Source organism: Geobacillus sp. (assembly GCF_017515625.1).
GTDB classification, from domain to species: domain Bacteria; phylum Bacillota; class Bacilli; order Bacillales; family Anoxybacillaceae; genus Geobacillus; species Geobacillus stearothermophilus.
This window is the reverse complement of the sequence record NZ_JAFWFM010000054.1, coordinates 1-1,658: the sequence shown is the minus strand read 5'-3', so window position 1 is coordinate 1,658 and position 1,658 is coordinate 1. Positions and strand designations below refer to the sequence as shown.

Here is a 1,658-nt window from a genome sequence, read left to right as displayed (position 1 = left end):
TCGACTGGAAGATCGGGAACGACTTGCGAAGCACGCGCCCCCGGTCATCCACGAAGCAGGCGTAGTGGGTTCGTTTCGCGATATCGATGCCCACGACAAGCGTTTGTTCCGTAACTTGATCAATTTTATAGTTTTGTGTAAAATTCATCTGAAGTCCTCCTTGGCATGATGGTAATTGTTTGACACCCCTGCATCATACCAAGAGGGCTTTTTTTGATCAAGTCCCCGGAAAAGCTCCTAACGGGAATGCTCCTTTTTTGACCAACTCATCGATCAATTTTTCCGCTTGTTCTTTGCTGGCGATCGCAAGCCCAAGCCCGAACGCCAATCCTTTTTTCAAAATGCTCATCCTGTTTTCCTCCTTTCCTTCTTTCCTTTATAGTACCATTATTTGGCGGGGCATGTCGAGCAAGCGGCCAAAGAGGAAAATGCGGAAGGTGTTTTCCGTTCGAACCTAGCGTTGCATATCCCACTTCTCGATAAGGAATCCTATCGATGGGCTATCCATTCGTGCAAGGAGGGAGTTCCCATGGCAGAGGAACAACTGCACTACGGAGAAGACTATCGTTTCATACCTGCAACGTCAGCAGCGAGCGGCCTCGGAGTCAGCGTGCTGCCCGATTTGTACTGCCATACGATCCAAATCGTGAACATTTGTCTTGTCGGCCGCCCGGATGACCGCGCGTTTGTATTAGTCGACGCTGGCATGCCGGGATCAGCCGATGACATTGTTTCAGTCGTGGAAGACCGCTTTGGCAGCGGCAGCCGCCCGCAAGCCATTGTTTTAACCCACGGCCATTTTGACCACGTTGGAGCGATTGTTGAGCTTGTCAAGCATTGGAATGTCCCGGTGTATGCCCATCCGGCTGAACTGCCGTATTTGACTGGAAAGGCGAGCTATCCTGAACCTGACGCTTCCGTCGAGGGCGGCTTCATCGCCAAAATATCACCGTTTTTCCCAAATGAACCGATTCAACTGGGCGATCGCGTTCATCCGCTGCCAGAGGACGGCACTGTTCCGCACTTACCGGAGTTCCACTGGATCCACACACCGGGGCACACGCCAGGCCACATTTCGTTATTTCGGCCGCGCGACGCCGCTTTAATCGCCGGCGACGCGTTCGTCACCGTCCGCCAAGATTCACTGTATAAAGTGTTGACCCAACAAATCGAAATCAGCGGCCCGCCGCGCTATTATACCATCGATTGGCGCGCCGCCCGCGAGTCGGTGCGCAAGTTAGCCGCACTCTTTCCGTCAGTCGCCATCACCGGACACGGTGCTCCTGTCGCCGGCAAAGAGCTGCGTGAAGGGTTGACAAAACTCGCCCGTAATTTTGACCGTATCGCTACCCCTGATTATGGGAAGTACGTCCATTAGGCAAACGGACTATCGTTCCGTGAACGGCTTCTATATATATGCTCATTGAAAAGTTAACCTTCGTATAAGTGGTGCCCACTCCGGTTATACTGCTCCTAAGGAAAAGCATGGAAAAGGAGCGGAATTCTGCATGAAACGCCTCAAAATCACCAACGATCACGGATGGACACCTCGGACACTTCGCAAACAGGAACGGAAAATCAAAAACACCCTTCTTCGCCAACGGGTGATGGCGGTTCGCCTGGTCATGGAAGGCTATTTGGGCAAAGAGGTGGCCTCC

General features: G+C 52.5%; 1 protein-coding gene and 2 pseudogenes. 1 reads left to right on the top strand and 2 read right to left on the bottom strand.

Annotated elements, in window-relative coordinates:
- Together IKE44_RS03340 and IKE44_RS03335 are read right to left on the bottom strand one after the other, a co-directional pair.
- Positions 1 to 148: pseudogene (locus IKE44_RS03340) on the bottom strand (IS110 family RNA-guided transposase); the annotation flags it as partial.
- 90 nt (positions 149 to 238) lie between these two features.
- Positions 239 to 349, bottom strand: a pseudogene (locus IKE44_RS03335) (phasin-related domain-containing protein); the annotation flags it as partial.
- A gap of 180 nt (positions 350 to 529) precedes the next feature.
- Here IKE44_RS03335 and IKE44_RS03330 point away from each other — a divergent pair.
- Positions 530 to 1,378, top strand: a complete 849-nt coding sequence (locus IKE44_RS03330) for an MBL fold metallo-hydrolase (protein ID WP_049626070.1) — start codon at positions 530 to 532, stop codon at positions 1,376 to 1,378.
- The last annotated feature ends 280 nt before the right edge of the window (positions 1,379 to 1,658 follow it).

Bases quoted from the DNA above. Each gene is read 5' to 3' on its own strand.
- IKE44_RS03330 (WP_049626070.1), top strand. From the start codon at position 530: ATGGCAGAGGAACAACTGCACTACGGAGAAGACTATCGTTTCATACCT.